Genomic DNA, 17,049 nt, shown 5'->3' with positions numbered 1-17,049 from the left:
CAGCGCCGGGGCGGGGTCGCGTCGGCAAGATGCCCCCGCCCGGTTCAGCGGCCCGCGCCGGCTCATCCTCGGCGGCGCGGCGGTCGGCGTCACCTGCCTGCCGGGCAGCCTGAGCGGCACGGCGATCGGCTGGTCCGCGGCACTGCCGTCCGCTCCGGCCGCGGGCATGCCGGAGCCCACAGCGCCCGCGCTCAGGCGGGGACGGCTTTGGCCAGGCTCACCACGCCGTCGTCCGGCGCGTCGGGGAGCGGTACGTAGCCCTGCTGCCGGTAGAGGGTGAGGTTGCGGTGGCTGGCGGCGCCGGTGAACAGGACGATGCGCCGGCTGCCCTCCGCGGCCGCCTCGGCCCGGCGCAGCAGCCACCGGCCCACGCCCAGTCCCCGCAGGTCGGGGGCGACGGCGAGTCGCCCGACGTGCAGGTCGGCGCCGGTGCGACGCGTGCGGACCATCCCGAGCAGCCGTCCGTCCCGCCACAGTCCCGTCGTGTGCCAGTCGGACAGCCAGGCGCGCACGTCGTCCGGCGACTCGTGGAGCGCCGGGATGGCCAGGGTGTCGTTGGCGAGCGCCTCCTCCGTCCAGCAGCAGCGCTGCAGCACCGTCACCTCGGGGGCGTCGTCCGGACCGAGGCGCCGTGCGTAGGAGCCGGGGAGCGGGCCCGCCACGGCGTCCGCGTGTGCGCGCTCGCGCAGCGGGGCCAGTGCCCGTGAGACCCGTACCAGTTCCGCCAGCAGTCCTTCGGCCGCGTCGGCGTGACGCGCCGCGGGGGCGAAACGGTCCTCCTGCATCGCGTCCGCGATCCGTATCGCGACGGTCGCCCCCAGGGGGACCAGGCGCAGGGTGGTCACCACCTGCTTGGCGTGCTGGACCGCGCGGGTGCCGGCCGAGGTGTGGCCGTAGCTGACGAAGCCGACCGGCTTCCAGGCCCATTCCGGGCCCAGGTAGTCGAGCGCGTTCTTCAACGTGGCCGGCATGCCGTAGTTGTACTCCGGCGTCACGAAGACGAAGCCGTCCGCCCCGTCGACGATCCGGCTCCAGCGGCGGGTGTGCTCGTGGTGGTGGACGCCGGTCGACGGGTGCTCCTCCTCGTCCAGGAAGGGCAGGTGCAGATCGCCGATGGCCAGGGGCACGAGGTCCGCGTCGAGCGCCTCGGCGCCCGGTGCGAGGGTCTCGGTCAGCCACTCGCCGACGGCGGGGCCGAGCGCGCCGGGGCGGGTGCTGCAGACCAGGACGAGGATGCGGAGCCGTTTCGTTGTCATGGAAACGAACTTAGCCGGTAGATTGATTACATGTCAACGAACAAGGCTGATTCCCCGGTCCGCTGGCTCACGGCCGACGAGGAACGCGCCTGGCGGGCGTACCTCCGCATGGTGACCGCGGTGCAGGTGCGCACCGCGCGGGACCTGGCCGCACACGGCTTGTCCGAGCCGGACTACGAGGTGCTCAGCACCTTGTCCGAACGCACCGACGGCACCAGCACCCTGCGCGAGCAGGCCGCCAAGATGGGGTGGTCACGCAGCCGTCTGTCCCGCCACGCCACCCGCATGGAGGCGCGCGACCTCATCCGGCGCGCACCGGACCCCGCCGACGGAAGGGGCTGCCTCCTGGTCCTCACCGCGACGGGGTGGGACACGCTCCGGGAGGCCGCCCCGACCCACCTCGCCTCCGTGCGACGGCACCTCGTCGACCGGCTCACCCCCGAGGAGCTCGCGGCACTCGGCCGCATCGCCGAGAAGATCGCCGACGGTCCCTAGTACTCCAGTCGCAGTTTGCTGTCTCTGCTGCTCGGAGGCGTCTTCTCGGGTCCATTGGGCTGCCGTGGCGTCGGGTGGCGGAAGTTCGTAACCGCCACCGCGGCGGCGATGACAGCGGCGGCGTCGTGCGGTTGCCTGGTGGCGGCGCCGCCGCCAGGACCGGCTCAGCGCGTGATCGGCTTTCCGCCGGTGTGTCCGTGGGGGCCGGATCCGGGCGGGCCGTGGGGCGGGAGACGGCCGGGGTGGTTTCGCGTCCGGTGTCCCTTCCGATCGGTAGGCGTCGTTGATCGTGCAGTCGGTGTTCGGCTGCCCGCTGTCGGGGATGGGGAGCGAGCGTCACGGACTGTGGTCGCGTCCGTCCCGTGGGGCGAAGGCGGCGAGGGCGTCGGCGTCGGTCGCGCGTGCGTGCAGGAAGCAGTCGGCCCATTCGGTGATGTCGGGGTAGGACGAGTCCCGGCTGAGCCGGGTGGCTGCGGCCTGGATGTCGAAGTGCGTGGTGCGGAGTTCGATGCCCGGTCCCAGGAGGGCCCAGTGTGCTCCGGTCCGTCCGTAGGGCATGCCGATGCTGCCGGGGTTGATCACGAGCCGGCCGTGGGCGAGGCGGACGAACGGCATGTGGGTGTGGCCGCAGACCACGGTGCGGATGTCGGTGTCGAGTCCGCCGAAGACCTCCTTCCATCGGTCGAGGCGGGAGTCGACCAGGACGACCTCCTCGTCGTCGCGGGGGGTGGCGTGGCAGAACAGCACCTTTCCCAGGCCCTTGACGGACAGGGAGAGTGAGCGTGGCAGCGAGCTGAGAAGGTCGAGATGGTCCTCGCGGAGCTGTTCGGCGGCCCAGGGGGCGATCGGATCGGGGATCGTGTCGCGTTGTCCCCGGCGGTATTCGAGGAGCTCGCGGTCGGCGTTGCCGCTGATCCAGATGACGCGGTCACCGAGGCTGGTCAGCAGGTCGAGAACCTGAGTCGGTTGCGGGCCTGCGGTGATGTCGCCGGTGAGCACGATGTGGTCGGCGGTGCTGACGTCCGGTTCTGCGAGCACTGCCTCCAGGGCCGGCAGGACTCCGTGGATGTCGGACAGGACGGCTACTCGGTTCGGCATGGGCACCACTGTGGGGTGAGGACAGCCGAGCGGTGCGATCTTTCGCTCGCCGCATAGTCCGAAGGGGGGCCGTTCGGTGTGTGGTCGCCGGATGCGTAGTTCTTTCCGCGGGACTTTGGCCTCGTGGACGATGCGGGTGGTGTTCCTGAAAGGTAAGACCTGACGAACGCCCAGCTCAGAAGGCGTGATCCCGCGCATCCGACCCGCGATGCGGCATTGAGTTCGGCAAGTAGTGCCTCATGCAGTCGTTGCCGGACTCCGGCCTCATTCCAGTCTCGTAGTCGTCTCCAACAGGTCATGCCCGACCCGGAGCCCATCTCGGTGGGCAGGTATTCCCACTGAATGCCAGTGTGCAGCACGTACAGGATGCCGCAGAGAACCTTCCGATCCGGCACGGGCTTGCGTCCCGGACACCGAAACCGCCATTGCTTGCACGGCAGCAGCGGTCCGGTCCGCTCCCACAGCTCGTCCGACACGATCCATGGTGAAGCCCTCATGTGATCAGAATGCTCAGCCCGCCTTGCGGACACCACAGCCGGGGCCAAGGCGCCTCACTGCGTTGGCCGTTGTGAGCCGGAACACGACATCACCCGTGAAGAGCAAGGGTGCAGTCGCGGATCTGCCAGCCACCTCTCGATGAGGCCTGCTGGACTGATCGCGAAACGCGCTGCCTTCACAGGACGGAACGCCATGCAGGCAACCACTACCGCTTCAGTCAACGGCAAACCCTTACCCCCTCGGTCCCCGCTGATGGGGTGGCTGGCCGTGGTCTCGGTGATGCTGGGAATCTTCGTCATCGTTACCACCGAGATCCTGCCGATCGGTCTGCTGACCTCGATCGGATCCAGTTTCACCGTCTCGGACGGGATGGCTGGACTGATGATGACCATGCCGGGCTTCCTGGCGGCGATCGCCGCTCCACTGGTCACTGTGGCCACGGCACGCTTCGACCGCCGACTGATGCTGTGCGTCTTCATGCTCTTGCTGGCACTGGCGAACTTCCTTGCCGCCGCGGCACCCGACTACTGGCTCGTACTGACCTCCCGGATCATGGTCGGGATCACGATCGGCGGCTTCTGGTCGATCGGAGCGGGGTTGGCGGAACGACTGGTGCCGCCGGCCTCGGTCGGCAGGGCAACTGCTGTGATCTTCTCTGCCGTCCCGCTGGGATCCGTCCTCGGCGTGCCGACGGGCACCCTCATCGGAGATCTCGCTGGATGGCGAACGGCCTTCACCGTCATGGGAGCTCTGACGGTCGGCGTACTGGTCATGCTGCTCTTGTTTGTGCCGCCGCTTCCTCCGGTCCAGACCACACGGCTGGGCGTGCTCAACGGCATGCTCCGCAGCGTCAACACTCGCTTGGCGCTCCTGCTGACGTTCCTTGTTGTGCTGGCTCACTTCGGCACCTACACCTACGTGACACCATTTCTGGAACAGGTCACCCACGCCAGCGGTGGTCTGATCACTACGTTCTTGCTGCTCTACGGTGTCGCTGGCATCCTCGGCAACTTCCTGGGCGGCGCCTGGGTGGCCCGGTGTCCGCGGACCGTCTTCGGGCTCGCGGCCGCCCTGATCGCCGCGGTGACCCTCCTGCTTCCAGCGTTGGGTCGCTGGGAGACCGGCGCAGTGGTACTGCTGATCGTGTGGGGCATCGCGTATGGCGCCGTACCAGTCGCGTCGCAGACCTGGTTCTCCAAGGCGGCACCGCACGCCCCGGAAGCGGCATCGGTCCTGTTCACCGCCTCTTTTCAGGCAACGATCTCGATTGGTGCACTCGTAGGGGGAGTCATCCTGGACCGCACCTCTCCGTCCGTGGTCATGCTGCTAGGCGGTTGCACCGCAGTGCTCATGGTCCTGGCAGTAGGGGCACGCCTCGTCGGGCCGGACTGCACCGAGCGGCCCTGAACACACAGAGATTCGCCCACGGATGCTTCTGTCGAACGCTTAGCGCATGACCCTCGACCTGGCTTGCGCTCGGTCAGTCACTAACCATGCGGCTCATTGTGTTAGCCGTTGTCGACCGGAGACTGTGCGCATGACACACATCCCTGCCTTGACCAGCGCATTCGCCCAGTTCCTCACTGTAGCGGCGCGGACCGCCCAGCACCTCGGCCAGGAAGGCGGTGAGGTGGTCCACGTGGTGCGAGCCGCCGTACCGGAACAGCTTGCCGAGCAACTCGTCGCCGAAGACGGCCTCATCGGAGTGCTCGGCCGTCCTGCGCAGCGCGGCCTCACCGCCGACGTGCTCGAACATGGTCGCCGCAACGGCCCTCCTCGCTCTGTCCCGGGACGTGTTCACGCTAGGTGGCGCAGGCGGCGGCTCCTGCTCGAGAGTGCGCAGTCGCCCCGCACGGGACGGCACCACCGGGAAGGTCCACCGGTTGACCGTGCCGAAGTGGTGGGTTTTCATGAGGGTCATGTCTGGCGGATCACAGAACGCGACGGATCCGGTGCTCGCCTTCCCCACGCAGGAGGCGTGGGAGAAGTGGCTGGAGGACAACCACGCGGACGCCCCGGGAGTCTGGCTGAAGATCCCGAAGAAGGACTCCGGACTGGATGGCGTCGACTACGCCGGGGCGCTGGAGTCGGCCCTGTGCTACGGCTGGATCGACGGACAGAAGAAGAAGCTGGACGAGCAGCACTGGCTGCAGCGCTTCACACCGCGGCGGCCCGGCAGCAAATGGTCGAAGGTGAACCGGCAGAAGGCCACCGAGCTCATCGAACGGGGCCGGATGCGGGCGGCGGGTCTGCGCGAGGTGGAGAAGGCCGAGGCGGACGGCCGCTGGGAGGCGGCGTACGCCAGTCAGAGCAAGGCGACGGTGCCCGACGACCTCCGAGCGGCTCTGGACGCGTCCCCGAGGGCGCGGGACTTCTTCTCCACGCTCGACAGCCGCAACCGGTACGCGGTCCTCTACCGGATCCAGGACGCGAAGAAGCCCGAGACCCGGGCGGCCCGCATCGAGAAGTACGTCGCCATGCTCGCCGAGAACAAGAAGATCCATCCCTGACGGTCCGGCACTGAGAGCGACCAGGTCGAGCTCGACCGCACACCGGACCACTTCGACCGCACGCCGAACCACTGCTCGGCGCCGAACCCCTCGAACCGCTCCGCCGCCGTGGATCCCGGCCTGGCCGCGAGGCGCATCGGGCGGTTGCCGGCGGTCTGCGTGCAGAGCGCCACCGGCCCCGGTGCCACGGCGCACGACCCGCAGCAGGTGCCGCCCCCTGTCGTCGATTCGTCGGGGGCCAGCCATATGCCGGAGCCGCACTCGATGTCCTCCGGGGCGCTGTGGCGCTCGCAGCCGATGGTCAGGGGACTGCCCGGCGGCAGTGCGGAACGATCGCCCGGGCCGCCCACGCGGCTGCGCCCTGGATCTCGTCGGGCTGAAAGAAGCGGGAAGTGGTCGGCGCCCAACCGCGAGAAAGGGCCGAACACTTCGGTGGCCCCCTGCGGCAGCTCCGCAACGGGATCCGGGTTCCTTGTCCCCTCGGTGATCACCCCGAAGTCGTGCTCGGCCTCCACCTGCCTGATCGGCTCGAGCCTGGAGCGAATCCGCTCCGGCCCTTCCCGGCGCCCCTCGTCCATCGGGCACCCCTGTTCTCTTCGTCTCGGCGTGAGGAGTACGGCGGGACGGGGAGCACGCTGAGCCGGGGCTCCGTTCCGTGCAACATCCACGCGGTGCTACCCGCCCTGGAGGCGGTGCGGACAGCGCACCGGCGCCGCACCCAGTTCCTCTCCGGGGCCCGGCCCGTCCACAGTTCAGTCGCAGCAGTCGCAGCAACACTTGCACGGATTGCAGCAGCCACCGCCACCACAGCAGCCGTCACCCGAGCCACCGCCGGAACCGCCGGAGCCGGCGGACCCCCGATCGCCTCCACCCGAACCTCCGGATGGACCGCCCGGGTTTCCGCCGCCCCGGCCACCGAACCACCCGTCGCCCCCGGAACCGTTCTGGTCCGAGCCGCCGTTGCGGTTGCCGTCGTCAAACTGCCAGGGCTCTCCGTCCTCGACGCAGATGCAGCAGTTGCGGCACACCCCGCAGCCGTTGCACAAGGGCCGCCACTGGCCACACCGCCGGCACTGCCCCTCCGACGGCCGGCCCGACGCCATCGAGGCGCCCTCCGGGGCCGCGCCCTCGGGCATCCCGATGCCGCAGGCCGTGCCGGTCTCCGGAGGTCTTTCCGTCGCCGTACGGCGTCCCAGCCAAGGCAGCACGCGTGAGCCCTGTATCCGGTGGCGATGCTGGTGGTGACGATGCCTGGGATCGAAAACGCGGTCGACGGCACGCTGCAGCTCGTCGCCCAGAAGGGCGCGTACCAGTTGTCCGTCGACGAACTCGACTTCGGCCAGGGCCAGTCGGATCCCACGAACGGCGTCGTCACACAGCCGACGCACTTCGGCGCGGTCCGTGCGGGTCACGGCGATCGGGTTCCACGCGTCGGACGCCTCGTCCTCGTCCAGGTCCTCCGTCGCGTCCAGCAGATGCGCCAGCCGACCGAAGAGGCGACCGGCCTCCGCCAGCGGTTCGGCGTTGCCCGGGCGGTCGGCGAGCACCGCGGTGTGCGCGAAGGCGGCGGCGGTCGCCGTCTCCGTGGGCTCCGTGACCGTCAGCAGCGAGCCGCCGGGGCCCGCCGACCGCTCGACCTCCAGTTGGCGTTCGACCGCGCCGAGCAGCACCGCGGTGTCGAAGCCGAGCCGTTCACCGCCCTCGGTACTCGCACGGTCCCAGCCCTGGGCGATCCGACGGGCCACCGGCGTTACCGGGCGGCGCCCCAACAGGCCGTCCCCGTCGGCCACGTGGTCACGAATCTTCGCCGCGGCCAGCACCAGCGACACCGTCGCCGCCAACCGCGCTCCTTCACCCTGCGCCACGTCCGCCGACCGCATCCCACGCAGCGGGCACGGACCGGCACCTCGTCGCCAGTCGCCGGTACGCTCCGACTGTGCTTCGGTCAGCACAGAGATGATCAGGCCGTCGTAGTTGGTGGCCACCCGTGCGAACTGCCCGTACTCGCCGCGCAGCGCCAGGCACAGCCCACACAGATGCGCCATCCACTCGGTACGCATGCCCTCGCCCAGGCGATGACGGCATGGCCTGATGATTCCGAACACCGAAGTTCTCCCCCGCAGACACAGCCACCCGGGCGGTGCCCGGTGAACTGCTCATGGACACACGACCGCGCGTGGCGCACGACCGCGATGTGACGTCTACGCGCGACGTCCTAGACGCAACACCGATGGCTCTGCAGGTGGTTCGAGGCTCTGACGTGCGCAAACGTGGTCACCCAGGGCGCCCGTGGTCTGCGACGTGTCCGGCTTGAAGCTCGCCCGTGATCGTGGACACCTCGCGAAGGCCGGCGCCGCACGGGACGCCGGATGGGGGCCTGTGCCGGGCGGACAGGCCGCCCGGCACAACCTGCTTCGGTCCTCCGCCTGTTCAGTCTTTCCGGTGGAAGACCACCTCCGGGTACTCGGCAGTCGGCCCGTCCAGTAGCCGCCGGTCCACACCCTTCAGGTGCAGGTCGAAGAACGCTGTCACGTACGCGCGGGTGATTTCCTGCGACCGCTTGCCCGACAGGGGTTCCTCCGGCGGCAGGAGCCCGAGTTGCTCGCCGAGGACGGGCACGTCCGTGAAGGTGAAGTGTTCCGCGCCGGTGACGTTGATCCAGCGTTTCCAGCCGTCGAGGAGCGGCCAGTCGCGTGTCCAGGAGCGGTCGTCGTCACCGGTGCCCAGCATCATGAAGGGCCGGCCGCCCAGGCCCTCCGCGGGGACCGGCTCCATGAAGGAACCGTCCATGTTGGTCCCGGCGCGAACCCGTTGGTCGCCCGCCATGGTCGTTGCGGCGGAGGCGCCGCCGATGGAGTGGCCGGCCATGCCGATCCTCGTGGGGTCGATCATGCGAGCGTGCCGCCAGGCGGGACGCCGGTCGGCGAGCAGCCGGTCGAGGAGGAAGGACACGTCGCCGGCTCGGCCTTCGGGTACCACGCCGTACCCACCGGGGACGATCTTCTCGCAGGCGACGCAGTTCAAGAGGCGCCCACCGGGGAAGGCCGTGCCGACCGACTCGTAGGCGTGGTCGACGGCAGCGACGACGTACCCCCGGCTGGCCAGTTCCTCGGCGAGCAGTGTCAGGGTGGAGCGGTTGACGGTGAACCCGGGTGACAGCACGACAAGCGGGAATGTCCCCCGTGCGGGCGCGGCGGCGGTGCGGGCGTTGGTGCGGGTGCCGCTGAGCGTCCTGGCGGACACCACGTCGGTCAGCTCCCGGTCGTCGATGAAGGCCTGGGCCTCGGCGGCGGTCATGTACGGGGCCGTCCGGCCGCCACCGGGCCGTGCCGGGTAGTACATCGACACCATCAGCTCACGCGCCTCGGCCTCCGGCACCCAGGGGTCGGGCCGGTTGCTGTCCACGAGGTGCAGGGTGTCACGGCCGACGGCGTACGACCCGGTGGGCGGCGGCAGTTCGAGGCGTACGCGGGCGGTCTCGGCGGCCGACGACACCGTCGTGGGCGCGGGAGGCGCAGCTCGGGCCACGCTCGTGCCGAGCAGGGCGAGGGACAGACCGAGTAAGGAGGCGGCCGCGCCGCGAGGCAGATGATTCATACCGGTGAGGCTAGGCAACGGGCCCCGCCCGGAGCATCAGACCACGGCGGGAACGGTGTCGGCCCCAGGGCGTACGCAGGTGTCCGTCCACGGGTGGACACCTGCGCTTCCGCCTCCCTGCGGGGCGCGGGCCCGAGCGGGCGCCAGGGCGGTGTTCGTGGGGAGGGCCGTTTCCTTCTCGCGCGGGGCTCCGACAGCGCCGGCAGTGGCTGCGGTCGCCCAGGAGGGCTTCGTCACGCTGAGCGGTTCCGGCTGGTCGTGGGCGGCCTGCCGGGGCGGAGCCGGGGGAGGTGGAACGGCTCCGGGGTGAGTCGGCGGAGTTCGTTGCCGAGGTGTTCGCCTCGCTGCCGCGGCGGGATCAGCGGCGGTGGGGTGCGTGTTGTCTGCGGGGTCTGGTGCTCGACGGCCGGCGCAGGTCGTTTCCGAAGTGCGGCGCCGCGTCGGTGGGGGTGGCCCGGCAGTGCTGCGGAGCGGTCGGCAGGCAGGCGAGCTGCCAGGTCGCGGTCGGTGTCCGTGCCGCCACCGACGCCGCGTCCTGCCCGCTGAACTGGGAGCTGCGTCTGCCGCGCGGGGGGGGACGGACGAACCGGTCCGCTGCCGCCGGGCGGGAGTCCCCGACGGCGTCGTCCACCAAGGGAAGCGGCGGCTCCCGCTCGGTCTGCTCGACACACTCGCCGCCTGGCTGCTGAGGGGGCGGTCGCCGACGCAGGCTACGGCGTCAGCACTCCCTCCCGGCTCGGTCCCGAACAGCGGGGGCCGGCCTGTGTCCTGGCGCTGACCGGGAAGGAAGTCGCCCACCCGGAGGATGCCCGGCCGCACCGGCCCGCTCACGGCGGGCTCGGTCCGCCCGCGCTGCCCCGCTACCGCGCCCTGCCGCGAGGCGTCGCCGGCCTCGCCGCGAAGGCCGGTGCCGGCCGGTTCGCCGAGGTGACCCGGCGCCACGGCAGCAAGGGCGTGACAGCCTCACGGTTCACGGTGCCGACCGTGCGGCGCGCGGGCAAGCAGTCCCTGGCCGCGGCCCGGGAGGCGGGCGGCGGCCGCAACCGGTGGGACGGCGTCCTGCCCATCCGGACGCTGGTGTCGGTGGTGGGTCGAAGGTCCTAGGCGGGGCTTACGCCTCCAGCCCGTTACGCCGCCGGGATGTCCTTCCTACTGTTCCTGCCATGGATACGACAGGGATTCTGGACGAGGCTCTTGAGCGACTGCACGACTCGGGGCCCGAGCGGCTCGGGCGGCTCACCAATCACGCGCCGATGGCCGTCGAGGTCCTCGCTGCCCGCGGACAGGCACATGCGGTGCACCGCTGGCTCGACCTGTACGCACGCAAGCTCGAGGAGTTCCCGTCCCGTGTCGAGCCGGTCACGGACGACGGTTGGCTTTCCGCGCTCGGCGATCCGCGTCGCGCGGCCGACTGGATCCGCTACTTCGAGCACGAGGTCGCCGAGCGTCCGTGGCGCGAGGTGCTCACGCGGTGGTGGCCCCGTCTTCTCCCCGGCATGTACGGCGGCTCGACGCATCCGGTGATCCGGGTGGGCCACGCCGTGCGCACACTCCTGTCCGACGAGATCACCGAACCTCGTCTGGCTGAACTCGCTCACGGCCTCGGCTACTGGGCCGCGCGCCACCGGCCCGTCGCGGTTCCCGACCCGCTGCCCGGCGCCGACAGTGCGGCCGCCGCGCTCGACACGGTGCCGTCCATCGCCGTACAGGACGGTGGCTTCTCCGCTCGGCTGGACCGTGTCAGGGCCCTGCCGGTGTGGGCGCCCGCGGTGGCGGAACCGAGCGACGCGTACCGCCACCTCGCCGAACTGGTGCGGGCGGCGACGCACCGGTACGCCACCCACGGCCACGGCGAGGAGACGATGCTGGTCCACGCGGCCACGGCTCCCAACGCCGTCCTGCGCGCCCTGCCCGCGCTCCCACCCGCCCTGTGGCCATCGAGCCTGCAGGCAGCCTGGACGGCGTCCGCGGCAGTGACCGCTATGTACGCACCGGCCGCCCCGGTCGCCTACACCCCGCCCGGCGCCGTCACTCCCGAAGAGGTTCTCGAACGGGCCCTGGCCCACGGCGACGAACACGTCATCAAGCTGACGGACACGGCCCTCGACGTCGGCGACGAACCGGCCCTCGCGGCGGCCTTGCGCTCCATGGAGCTGAGCGCCCCGTTGGAATGAGGCGCGTCCACACCCGCACCGCGCGCGGGGGCGTCATGCCGCGGGCGTCACCGCTTCCTGCCAGGAACACGACCGCTCCCACCCCAAGGTCCGTGCCCGCGCCGAGCGCGCCTCCGCCCGCATGAGGGCCCAGATCCTCAGCGACTGCCGCCCCGAAGACGACGGTGTCCACCACGCCATGCCCGGCATCGCTCCCCTGCACAACCTCACCCTCACCGGACGAGAGACAACGACGCCGGTCACCGGCATGCCGTAGACCACTCACGGGACAACGCCCACGAGCTCGTGCACGGTAGGCGGTGAGGTGCCGGGTCCGGATCTCGGTGCCGTCGATGATCCCGGTCCTTCCGCCGGCACCGAGGTGGTCGACGACCTCGGCCGGGGACCGCAGCCGCACGCCGGGGCCGGTGGTGCACCCTCGCTCGGCGGGCAGGGGCCACATCTCGCCGATGGCGCGGGTGACGGTGGAGCGGTCCACGCCGAACCAGCAGGCCGGCACGTCGTGCGTGGTGGCGTGCGGGAGGTGCACGAGCGTGGCCAGGAGCCGGTCGCCGAACACCGGCCGGTGCTCGGCGCCTGCGCCCACTGCCCGCTTCCGTGGCCTGGCCGCGAGCCTGCCCTGATGCCGTTCGTGCCACAACGGGCCTGTCGCGGCAGCGAGTCCAGCGATCACATCCGCCGTCAGGCCCCTGGTCCCCCGGTCGCTGACGATCGCTGCACGGGACGCGTTCCCCACCACGCAGCCATGACCGACGAACAGGAGCTCGGCGTCTCCCCGCCCAGCGTGCACGAGCTCGTCAGTCAGCTCACGTACGGGGCTTGCGTTTGGTCCCGCACGATGGTCTTCCCGGTGTTCCGGCCGCGCAGCATTCCCAGGAACGCGTCCACGATGTGGTCGAACCCGTCCACCACCGTCTCGTCCAGAGCGAGCCGCCCGCTCTGCAGATGCGGCACCGCGAACTCGTGCAGTTCCTCCTGCACCTCGCGGTAGTTGCCGACCAGGAACCCCTCCATGCGAAGGCTCTTCTCCACGATGTCCGCGTGGTCGAAGCGCGGCAGCGACACGTCGGGAGTGTTGTACTGGCTGATCGTGCCGATGCGGACGATGCGCCCGAACTCGCGCAGCGCTCCCACCGCTGCGGCCAGTTGCTCACCGCCGACGTTGTCGACGAACACGTCGATGCCGTCCGGCGCGACCTTGCCGAGCAGGTCGGCGGCTGACCCGTCGTGGTAGTCGAAGACCGCGTCGTAGCCGACCTCCCGCGTGAGATGATCGGCCTTCGCCGCCGAGCCCGCGCTGCCCACGAGCAGACCGGCGCCGAGCAGCCGTGCGAACCGCCCGGTGGCCGTGCCGACCCCGCCCGCCGCGGCTGACACGAACAGGTCCTCACCCTCCTGGAGCCGGGCGATCCGGGTCAGAGCCACATAGGCGGTCAGGCCGGTGCCACCGAGGACGCTCAGGTATGCAGTCGGGGGTACCCCGTCGAAGAGGGGCAACCGCCGGATCTCCTCAGGCGTGACCACCATGTGCGTGCGCCAGCCCTGCCGGTGGAACACGATGTCGCCCTCGGCCAGCCGGGGCGTGCGCGAGGCGATCACTCGTCCGATGGTGCGGCCCTCCAGCGGGGCGCCGAGCGCGAATCCGCCGGGCACGTCGTCCATCATCTCGCGGTGATACGGGTCGACGGACCAGTAGAGGTTTTCGACCAGTGCGCTCCCTGCTGCGGGATCCGGAATCGTGGACTCGATGAAGGTGAAGTGCTCGGCGGTGGGGAAGCCGTGAGGGCGGGCGATCTGGTGCACGGTGAGCGCGGTGTCGTTCATGACCGGACCGTAGGGCGGGAATGCGTCCGGTGGGCAGCCGGTTGGGCTCATGCGACATCCCGTTCCATGAGCAGTTCTCATACATCGAGGTGAGCGCCCCGTGGCCCGCACGACCGACTCCGGTCTCGCCCCGCACGAACTTCGAGTGCTGGTGGCGGTCGCGGACACCGGCGGCTTCTCCGCCGCGGCCGGGACGCTGGGGCTGACTCAGTCCGCGGTCTCACACTCGATTCGCGGCAGCGAGCGCAAGATCGGTGCCGTGCTCTTCGAACGCGGCCGTGCCGGCGCCCGCCCCACCCCTGCCGGGGAGAAGGCCGTGGCATACGCCCGCCGCATCCTGCGCCTGCTGGACATCCTCACCGCCGAGGCGCGCGGCGCGGTCCGGTCCGACGTGCCGGAGGGGCCGCTGCGGATCGTGGCCTTCCGCAGCGCGGCTCTCCACCTGCTGTCACCCGTCCTCCAGCGGCTGCGCGCCCGGCATCCCGGGGTCGAGCCGCAGGTGCGGATCGTACGTGAGGTGGGGCGCGGCAGCGCCGGTGAAGTATCCGACGGAAAAGCCGACATAGCCATCGCCACACTGGGTGGTTCCGTACCGCTCCCACCGGGCCTGGTCGCGAACGGGCTCTTCGAGGAACCGTACGCCCTCGTGCACGCGGCGGGACACGGTGCCCCGCGCTCGCTGCCGTTGGTCGACTGGGCCGAGAACTGCAGCTCGTACACCCGCGACTGGTGGGCCGCACAGGAGTGGATACCGAAGGCGACCGTCGAGGCCGAGGACGACGGAGCGGTGCTCTCCCTGGTGAGCGGAGGCCACGGAATGGCGATCATGCCCGCGCTCTCCCTGGTCGGAGCACCGGACTCGGTCGGGGTCGTCGACCTCGGCCCCGAGCGCCCGACACGCCAGGTCGGCTACGTCACCACGTCCCAGCTGGCCGGAACCGCTGTTGTGCGTGCCTTCGTGAGGGAACTGCGCGCCACGCCGCCTCCGGGGGTGAGCTTTCCCCGTAATCGCTGACCAGTCGTTCTTCGAGGAGGCCGGCGGTCACGCCGCGCCCGCGAAGCGCACCCGCGTCCTCGGCCGCCGCGACGAGTCCCCCGCGCCACCAGCCCGGCCGCCCCGGCCGAGGAGGGCGCGCCCGCCCGCGGGACCGCGCCGGAGGCGCCCCGACCGCTGCCCCCACAGTCCTCCGGGCCGTACCAACTCGGCTGCGGTCCGTCCGCCTATCCTCAACCGACCGCGCTCCGGGGGGATTCAGCTCCGCCGACGGAAAAAACCGGGTGCTCAGGCGCAGGACCAGGCCGACATCCCCTGGAGACGGGCCAGGCGTTCGGCCACGGCGATCTGTTCCTTGCGGGTGGCCAGGTCCGCGCGCGGGGCGTACCGGAGTCCGCCGGCCGCGGCCCAGCTCGACTGTGTGAACTGCAGACCGCCGTAGTGGCCGTTTCCGGTGTTCGCCTGCCAGTCGCCGCCGGATTCGCACGCGGCGATGGCGTCCCAGTCCGGGCCCGGGGTGGTCGACGGAGAGGCCGCCGCTTGGGTGGGTGCGCCGAGGACCGCCGCAGTGACCAGGATCATCAGGACGGCGTGGATCCGGCTGCCGTGAGCCCTGCGCCCGCTGCCTGCATGAGCGTTTCGTCTGCTAGTCATAGGGAGACTGTTACTCCACGCGACGGGGGATGGCATATCGGCTGCCGTTTCCCTGGGCCGGACGGGCGATACTGCGCCCGTTCTGTTGCCCGGAGTGCATCCGACACGTCCGCGCCGACCGGCTCCCGGCTTCAGCGGAGGTCCGTGCCGTCATCACCGGCCGACGGCACGAACAGCCGGCGCGGTGGCTTCGTGCATCCCAGGAAAGTGCCTGTACGGTCAACGGCGGATCCCCACGTAGGAAGTGACACCTCATGACAGGCGGGCAGCTACCGGCAGGGTGGACTCTGGAGGAGATCCGCGACGTCTCCGGGGATCGGGACTCCATGACTCTCGACACCGATCGCGTCGTGACGTGGGTGGGCCGACCGGGAGAAGGGGAGCGGCTCCATCCTGAGATCATCCTCGGGTTCCACGGGCTGTGTCTGGTGAAGCCGGTCAACGACGAGGACTGGTACATGGGCAGTCTGAACGACGATGGCGGCATCGACTGCTGGAGCGCCTACGGCGACCTCCACGAGGCGCTTCGCGGTCTGTAGCCCCGAGGGTCTCACTCGGACCAGCACGGCGAGCCCCGTCTCGGTTTCCGTCTCCTCCGGCACCGTCACTGCCGCTCAGACGAGGCCAGGAGCCGGGCGCGCCCCACCAGCCGTCCGTCCATGACCGCAGGTGAACGGCTCCGGACACAGCGCGCCGCCCCACCACAGCCGGAAAGCGCGCCCGGCCGCGGCGCTGTCAGCGGCCGTCAAGTCCGCTTCCGGTGGCGGCCTCGTCCGGGTGGGGTGAGGAAGCCTCGGCGGGCGAGGCGGCCGCGGGTGGCGTTCACGTCCGGGTCGTCGGTGGTGGGCGGTTCCTCGGTCGTGAGGGCCGGGCCGGGATCGGATGTTCGGTGTCCTGCCCACCCCTGGGGCCGCAGGACGGTGCGCATGACCTTGGCCACCCCCCTGCTGCACACCGCTCGCCTGCGACTGCGCTCCTTCACCGACGCCGACGCGGATCCCCTCTTCGCGCTGCACAGCAGCACCTACGTGATGCGCTACTGGGACTCTCCGCCGTGGACCGAACGGGCCCGCGCCGAGCGCTTCATCGCGATCTGCCGGAAGATGGCGGACGAAGGCACCGGGGCACGGGTGGCCATCGACCGCGCTCCTGACGGGGCCTTCGTCGGCTGGTGCGGTCCGACCGGGTGGAACCCGGACTACCGCAGCGCGTCGTTGGGCTATGTCCTCGACGATGCGATGTGGGGCCACGGCTACGCGACGGAGGCCGCGCACGCCCTGCTGCAGTGGGCATTCGACACACTGGACCTGAATCGAGTGCAGGCCGGGACCGATACGCGCAACGTGGCATCCGCCCGGGTACTGGAGAAGATCGGTTTCGTGCGGGAAGGGACGTTGCGGGAAGACTGCGTCGTGAACGGCGAGGTGTCCGACTCGTGGGTGTTCGGGTTGATCAGGCGAGAGTGGCGGCCGTCGGCCGTGCCGATTCCAGCCAGCTGAGTGGACGTCGGGACCGTTTTCGGTAGCGGTCTCGTCCAGGTCGGGTGAGGAAGCCTTGGCGGCTGAGGCGGCTGAGGCGGCCGAGGCGGCCGCGGGTGATGCTGACGGTCGCCTCATCGGTGGGCATGCCGAGGAGTTCGTGCAGTGCGCGGGTTTTGGATGCCCGGCCGGGGTGCTGGTCGGAGGCGTTCACGACGGCCTGGTGGGCGGTGCTCGTCTCGAGCTGGTCGGCCCCGGTTGCCGCCGGTGCGGCCTCTGCGATGACCTGGGGCGTCAGCCGCACCGGGATCACGGACGATCGGCGGGACTGGTGGTCGTTGCCGTACAGCAGCACCAGCGACTGGCAGTGCCCGACACCGGCCGTCACGTCAGTCACCGACAGCAGCCGGAGCAGGATCGGCTCGGGCTCCTGATGCGGTGGTCGCACCTGGGGCCTGTCCCCTGATCTCG

At 70.7% G+C, this 17,049-nt stretch carries 18 protein-coding genes and 3 pseudogenes; 11 read left to right on the top strand and 10 right to left on the bottom strand.

Translation table 11 applies throughout. The features are described from left to right. Nucleotides 1-191 precede the first annotated feature (191 nt). Nucleotides 192-1,256, bottom strand: a complete 1,065-nt coding sequence (locus FHS37_RS16610) for a GNAT family N-acetyltransferase (protein WP_184821836.1) — start codon at nucleotides 1,254-1,256, stop codon at nucleotides 192-194. Nucleotides 1,257-1,286: 30 nt separating this feature from the next. Between FHS37_RS16610 and FHS37_RS16605 the strand changes: the two genes are divergently transcribed. Beyond that, on the top strand, nucleotides 1,287-1,751 hold the full coding sequence (locus FHS37_RS16605) for a MarR family winged helix-turn-helix transcriptional regulator (RefSeq protein ID WP_184821834.1): 465 nt from the start codon (nucleotides 1,287-1,289) through the stop codon (nucleotides 1,749-1,751). Nucleotides 1,752-2,087: 336 nt separating this feature from the next. Here the strand turns inward: FHS37_RS16605 and FHS37_RS16600 are convergent, their stop codons facing one another. Together FHS37_RS16600 and FHS37_RS16595 are read right to left on the bottom strand one after the other, a co-directional pair. Further along, on the bottom strand, nucleotides 2,088-2,849 hold the full coding sequence (locus FHS37_RS16600; RefSeq protein ID WP_184821832.1) for a metallophosphoesterase family protein: 762 nt from the start codon (nucleotides 2,847-2,849) through the stop codon (nucleotides 2,088-2,090). A 200-nt stretch (nucleotides 2,850-3,049) separates the two neighbouring features. Beyond that, nucleotides 3,050-3,346 (bottom strand): annotated as a pseudogene (locus tag FHS37_RS16595) (transposase); the annotation flags it as partial. 193 nt (nucleotides 3,347-3,539) lie between these two features. Between FHS37_RS16595 and FHS37_RS16590 the strand changes: the two are divergent. Continuing rightward, nucleotides 3,540-4,754: an MFS transporter gene (locus FHS37_RS16590; protein WP_184821830.1), complete on the top strand. Its 1,215-nt coding sequence runs from the start codon at nucleotides 3,540-3,542 to the stop codon at nucleotides 4,752-4,754. 73 nt (nucleotides 4,755-4,827) lie between these two features. Here FHS37_RS16590 and FHS37_RS16585 read toward each other — a convergent pair whose 3' ends face one another. Then, nucleotides 4,828-5,103: a globin domain-containing protein gene (locus tag FHS37_RS16585; RefSeq protein ID WP_184821828.1), complete on the bottom strand. Its 276-nt coding sequence runs from the start codon at nucleotides 5,101-5,103 to the stop codon at nucleotides 4,828-4,830. Nucleotides 5,104-5,257: 154 nt separating this feature from the next. Here FHS37_RS16585 and FHS37_RS16580 point away from each other — a divergent pair, with 154 nt between their 5' ends. Continuing rightward, nucleotides 5,258-5,857 (top strand): YdeI/OmpD-associated family protein, encoded by a 600-nt coding sequence (locus tag FHS37_RS16580; RefSeq protein ID WP_184821826.1) that lies wholly within the window; start codon nucleotides 5,258-5,260, stop codon nucleotides 5,855-5,857. Nucleotides 5,858-6,609: 752 nt separating this feature from the next. Here the strand turns inward: FHS37_RS16580 and FHS37_RS16570 are convergent. Together FHS37_RS16570 and FHS37_RS16565 are read right to left on the bottom strand one after the other, a co-directional pair. Further along, nucleotides 6,610-7,962, bottom strand: a complete 1,353-nt coding sequence (locus tag FHS37_RS16570) for a DUF5685 family protein (RefSeq protein ID WP_184821824.1) — start codon at nucleotides 7,960-7,962, stop codon at nucleotides 6,610-6,612. A 325-nt stretch (nucleotides 7,963-8,287) separates the two neighbouring features. Beyond that, complete coding sequence (locus FHS37_RS16565) at nucleotides 8,288-9,454, bottom strand: alpha/beta hydrolase family protein (RefSeq protein ID WP_184821822.1); 1,167 nt, start codon at nucleotides 9,452-9,454, stop codon at nucleotides 8,288-8,290. Nucleotides 9,455-9,744: 290 nt separating this feature from the next. Between FHS37_RS16565 and FHS37_RS39450 the strand changes: the two genes are divergently transcribed. The 5 genes and pseudogenes from FHS37_RS39450 to FHS37_RS39440 all read left to right on the top strand — a co-directional run bounded on the left by FHS37_RS39450 (nucleotide 9,745) and on the right by FHS37_RS39440 (nucleotide 11,884). Then, on the top strand, nucleotides 9,745-10,143 hold the full coding sequence (locus FHS37_RS39450; RefSeq protein ID WP_308439491.1) for a transposase: 399 nt from the start codon (nucleotides 9,745-9,747) through the stop codon (nucleotides 10,141-10,143). Then, nucleotides 10,049-10,348, top strand: a pseudogene (locus FHS37_RS41085) (transposase); the annotation flags it as partial. The gene FHS37_RS39450 and the pseudogene FHS37_RS41085, both read left to right, overlap by 95 nt. A gap of 60 nt (nucleotides 10,349-10,408) precedes the next feature. Then, nucleotides 10,409-10,558, top strand: coding sequence for a hypothetical protein (locus FHS37_RS39445; RefSeq protein ID WP_229890007.1), 150 nt, complete (start codon nucleotides 10,409-10,411; stop codon nucleotides 10,556-10,558). A 59-nt stretch (nucleotides 10,559-10,617) separates the two neighbouring features. Beyond that, nucleotides 10,618-11,628, top strand: a complete 1,011-nt coding sequence (locus FHS37_RS16555) for a questin oxidase family protein (RefSeq protein ID WP_184821820.1) — start codon at nucleotides 10,618-10,620, stop codon at nucleotides 11,626-11,628. 121 nt (nucleotides 11,629-11,749) lie between these two features. Next, entirely contained in the window at nucleotides 11,750-11,884 is a 135-nt protein-coding gene (locus FHS37_RS39440; protein ID WP_373304297.1) for a hypothetical protein, read from the top strand. 168 nt (nucleotides 11,885-12,052) lie between these two features. Here the strand turns inward: FHS37_RS39440 and FHS37_RS41080 are convergent. Together FHS37_RS41080 and FHS37_RS16545 are read right to left on the bottom strand one after the other, a co-directional pair. Continuing rightward, nucleotides 12,053-12,187 (bottom strand): annotated as a pseudogene (locus FHS37_RS41080) (transposase family protein); the annotation flags it as partial. Between the two features lie 242 nt (nucleotides 12,188-12,429). Continuing rightward, a complete protein-coding gene (locus tag FHS37_RS16545) occupies nucleotides 12,430-13,452 on the bottom strand; it encodes an NADP-dependent oxidoreductase (protein WP_184821818.1) in 1,023 nt (340 codons plus the stop codon). 100 nt (nucleotides 13,453-13,552) lie between these two features. Between FHS37_RS16545 and FHS37_RS16540 the strand changes: the two genes are divergently transcribed. After that, nucleotides 13,553-14,467, top strand: coding sequence for a LysR family transcriptional regulator (locus tag FHS37_RS16540; RefSeq protein ID WP_184821816.1), 915 nt, complete (start codon nucleotides 13,553-13,555; stop codon nucleotides 14,465-14,467). A 267-nt stretch (nucleotides 14,468-14,734) separates the two neighbouring features. Here the strand turns inward: FHS37_RS16540 and FHS37_RS16535 are convergent, their stop codons facing one another. Then, entirely contained in the window at nucleotides 14,735-15,100 is a 366-nt protein-coding gene (locus FHS37_RS16535; RefSeq protein WP_373304292.1) for a transglycosylase family protein, read from the bottom strand. A gap of 254 nt (nucleotides 15,101-15,354) precedes the next feature. Here FHS37_RS16535 and FHS37_RS16530 point away from each other — a divergent pair, with 254 nt between their 5' ends. Together FHS37_RS16530 and FHS37_RS16525 are read left to right on the top strand one after the other, a co-directional pair. Next, nucleotides 15,355-15,639 carry a hypothetical protein gene (locus tag FHS37_RS16530; RefSeq protein ID WP_184821814.1) on the top strand — a complete coding sequence of 95 codons (285 nt, stop codon included), beginning with the start codon at nucleotides 15,355-15,357 and terminating at the stop codon, nucleotides 15,637-15,639. Between the two features lie 387 nt (nucleotides 15,640-16,026). Then, nucleotides 16,027-16,599, top strand: coding sequence for a GNAT family N-acetyltransferase (locus FHS37_RS16525; RefSeq protein ID WP_184821812.1), 573 nt, complete (start codon nucleotides 16,027-16,029; stop codon nucleotides 16,597-16,599). On the opposite strand, the gene FHS37_RS16520 is transcribed toward FHS37_RS16525, so the two are convergent. Beyond that, entirely contained in the window at nucleotides 16,553-17,026 is a 474-nt protein-coding gene (locus FHS37_RS16520; protein ID WP_184821810.1) for a hypothetical protein, read from the bottom strand. The genes FHS37_RS16525 and FHS37_RS16520 overlap by 47 nt on opposite strands. Between the last annotated feature and the right edge of the window lie 23 nt (nucleotides 17,027-17,049).

The sequence above is a fragment of the Streptomyces griseomycini genome, assembly GCF_014203535.1.
In the GTDB taxonomy this organism is placed as follows: Bacteria; Actinomycetota; Actinomycetes; order Streptomycetales; family Streptomycetaceae; genus Streptomyces; species Streptomyces griseomycini.
The sequence above is the reverse complement of the archived record's forward strand: the minus strand, read 5'-3'. Positions and strand labels throughout refer to the sequence as shown.